The 2,086-nt window shown below is 73.4% G+C and carries 2 protein-coding genes; one reads left to right on the plus strand and one right to left on the minus strand.

Features of this window, described 5'->3' with window-relative positions:
* Positions 1-1,233 (minus strand): MMPL family transporter (locus tag AB0J52_RS37700; RefSeq protein WP_500187763.1); only part of this gene is annotated, 1,233 nt, incomplete at its 3' end.
* Positions 1,234-1,468: 235 nt separating this feature from the next.
* Between AB0J52_RS37700 and AB0J52_RS37705 the strand changes: the two genes are divergently transcribed.
* Positions 1,469-2,086, plus strand: a 618-nt coding sequence (locus AB0J52_RS37705; protein WP_500187764.1) for an FAD/NAD(P)-binding protein, incomplete at its 3' end; no start/stop codon positions are given.

The following is a 2,086-nucleotide window of genomic DNA, read 5'->3' on the forward strand; positions in this document are numbered from 1 at the left end:
GGACGGCATGGCGGTGCGCAGGCCGACGACCGGGATCGCCAGCGCGACCAGCAGCACCGTCGCCGCCGCGCCGAACAGGACCGGACGGCGCCACAGCAGGCGTCCCCACGCCTCGAACCGGTTCGGCCCGGCCTCGTTCTTGCGGCGGGCCCACGGCGGCGTCCCGAAGTCGATCCTCCTGCCCAGCATCCCGAGGACGGCGGGCAGCAGCGTCAGCGTCGCGGCGAGGACGAACACGACGGCGAGCATGATCCCGCCCGCCATGGAGCGGAAGGCCGGGGACGGCACGAGCATCACGGCCGAGAGGCTGACCAGCACGGTCGCCCCGGACAGCAGGACGGCCTTGCCGGCGGTGTCCATCGTCTCGACCACCGCCCGCGCGGGCTCGGACCGCCGCAGCGCGTCCCGGAACCGCATGACCAGGAACAGCGCGTAGTCGATGCCGAGCGCGAGGGCGAACATCATCGCGAAGTTCATCGCCCAGATGGAGATCGGGGTCAGCTCGGTCAGCAGCACCAGCGACCCCGCCGAGGCGGCGAGCCCGGCGAGGGTGAGCAGCAGCGGAAGCCCGGCGGCGACGAGGGAGCCGAACGCCAGCACGAGGATGGCCATGGTCACCGGCCACGACAGCATCTCGGAATTCATCATCGCGTCGTGGTTGGCCTTGTTGAAGTCGCTCCACAGCACAGAGGCGCCGGTGGCGCGCACCTGGACGCCGTCCGCCGACAGTCCGGCGAGCGGGCCCTTCAGGTCGTCGGCGGCGCGGACCATCTCGTTCGGGTCGGCCGCCGCGCCCGCGAGGATCACCGCGGTACGGCCGTCCTGGCTGAGGGTGGCCCCCGGCTGCGGCCGGACGATCGCGCCCACGCGGGAGTCGGCGTCCAGCACGGCGACGGCGCGGTCGACGGTCCCGGCGACGGCGGGGTCGGTGACGGGCCGGTCGGCCTTGACCACGACCTGGATCGCGCTGGAGGCGTTGCCGCCGAAGTGGCGTTCGGCCAGCTCGCGCACCTGCACCGAGTCCGACCCGTTCGCCTGCCAGCCCGCCCCGGACAGCGCCGAGTTGACCTTCGGCGCGAACGCCCCGAGCACCGCGACCAGGACGACCCAGGCCAGCAGCACCAGGCGGGCGTGCCCGGCGGCCCGGCCGCCGAGCCGGCCGAGGGTCCCGGCCCGTCCGGGCGGCCGGTCCGCCTTCCGCGTCCGTCTTCCGAGGCTCTGCGCGACGCTCATGCCGCTCCTTTCCTGTCTCCGGTATACCCATGGGGGTATCTGCTCTCCGATGTACGGTACCTGATACCCCACGGGGTATTGAAATGTGCCGTCCGCCACTGCCTGAGAAGCCGCTGACCTGCGCGTTCGCGCGCAGGTCGCCGACGTTCGGCGTGCGACCGGGCCTCCGCCGGAGACTGTCGGCGCGTGTTGATAGAACCACTGAGAGTGTTCGGTTCGCGAGGTCGGGGGACGCGTGGAGAAGCGGCGAGTGGTGATCATCGGTGGGGGAGTCGCCGGAACGGCGGCGTTCGCGGCGCTCGCGCGCGCCGGGGTGGACGCCGACATCGTCGATCCGCTGCCGGCAGGAGAGGGGACGGCCTTCGGCGTCGGCGACGCGGGGCTGCTGAGCAACACTTCGGCGGAACTGATGTCGCTGAGACCCGGTCTGCCCCGCGACTTCGCCCGCGCGCGAGGCGCGCCCGCCGACGGCGAGGTTTTCGCGCCTCGCCGGGAGTTCGCCCGCTACCTGCGCGGCGTCTACGAGACCTGTGCGGGACGCCCGGGAAGCGCGCATCGGCGGATCGCGCGCCGCGCGGTGGCCGTTCGGCCGCTCGGTGAGGGGGCGGGGTATCGCGTGCTCTTGGACGACGGGTCGCAGGTGCCCGCGAGCGACGTCCTGGTCTGCCTCGGGTGGGGGCCGTCCCGGGTTCCCGCCGGGCTCGGTGGACGTCCGGGCATCGTGACCAGCCCCTTTCCCGACGACCGGATGCTGGAAGCGGTGCCGCCGTCCGGGCGGGTGCTCGTGCTCGGGACGAAGCTGTCCGCCATCGACGCCGCCCTGCTGCTCGCCCGGTGGCCGCGCCGGGCGAGC

Source organism: Spirillospora sp. NPDC049652, from assembly GCF_040675125.1.
Lineage (GTDB): Bacteria > Actinomycetota > Actinomycetes > Streptosporangiales > Streptosporangiaceae > Spirillospora.